General features: G+C 64.9%; 1 protein-coding gene. It reads left to right on the top strand.

What is annotated here, in order from left to right; all coding sequences use genetic code 11:
• Nucleotides 1-56 precede the first annotated feature (56 nt).
• Nucleotides 57-1,229, top strand: a complete 1,173-nt coding sequence (locus ACZI8R_RS21055) for an IS30 family transposase (RefSeq protein ID WP_463381588.1) — start codon at nt 57-59, stop codon at nt 1,227-1,229.
• Nucleotides 1,230-1,236 lie beyond the last annotated feature (7 nt).

The following is a 1,236-nucleotide window of genomic DNA, read 5'->3' as shown; positions in this document are numbered from 1 at the left end:
GGCGGGGTCAACCGGTCGATGCACCACGGCTCCTGATCAGGTGTGGGTGATGTGCGATGACGGGATGTGCGTCGAAGCTGGACGAGGCGCGCGATAGTTTCTTCGCCATGGTCGATTCCGGTGTGTCGATTCCGAAGGCAAGTGCAGCGCACGGGAGGTCCCGGCAGACCGGCTATCGGTGGTGTGACCAGCGTGCGGGCATCGTGCGAGAGTCACGCCGCCGACGGTCGGTGGGTCGGGCGTTGACGTTGGACGATCGGGTCGAGATCGCGGTCGGTCTCGGGCAGGGCTGGTCGTGCCGGCGGATCGGCGCGGTGGTGGGGCGCGACCACACGGTCATCTCGCGGGAGATCGCCCGCAACAGCAATCGGGACGGCAGTTATCGGGCGCAGTCTGCGCAGCGTCGTGCCGATGAGTCCGTCCGCCGCCCGAAACCGTCGAAACTGGTCGAGCACCAGGAGTTACGTGGTCAGGTCGTCGACCGGTTGAGGAAGAAATGGTCGCCTCGTCAGATCTCGGAGACACTGAGGGCCGATTTCCCCGATCGACCGGAGATGCAGGTGTCGCACGAAACGATCTACGAGGCCATCTACGTGCTTGCGCGCGGAGGGCTGAAGAAGGAAGTGGCCGCGGCGCTGCGGACCGGGCGGGTGTATCGCAAACCGCACGGGCGCACACCGGTGTCGAAGAACGCCCGCCACATACCCGACAAGGTCGGCATCGCCGATCGACCTCCCGAGGTCGCCGACCGCGCCTTCCCCGGGCATTGGGAAGGGGACCTGATCATGGGCAAAGGCAACAAGTCCGCCATCGGCACCCTGGTCGAGCGGACCACTCGATACACGATGCTCCTGCACTTGCCGCACGGGCACGGCGCACCTGAGGTTCGGGACGCCATGTCGGACGTGTTGGCGTCGTTGCCGCAGCTCATGCAGGGTTCGGTGACCTGGGATCAAGGATTCGAGATGCGTTGGCACGCCCAGATCACCGCCGCGACAGGGGTGCCGATCTACTTCGCCGACCCTCATTCGCCCTGGCAGCGAGGGACGAACGAGAACACCAACGGCCTGTTGCGCCAATACTTTCCCAAAGGCACAGACCTGTCGGTGCACTCGCTCGAACACCTTCGCTTCGTCACCACCGAACTCAACGAACGCCCCAGGGCGGCGCTAGGCTACCGCCCACCAGTCGAAAAGTTCGCTGAGCTCATCGGTGCATCCACCACTTGAAACCGCC

This window comes from Rhodococcus huquni, from assembly GCF_055231055.1.
This window is presented reverse-complemented; position numbering and strand designations above follow the sequence as displayed.

What these genes read in the sequence shown, in the direction of transcription:
- ACZI8R_RS21055 (WP_463381588.1), top strand. Translation starts at nt 57, where the DNA reads ATGACGGGATGTGCGTCGAAGCTGGACGAGGCGCGCGATAGTTTCTTC.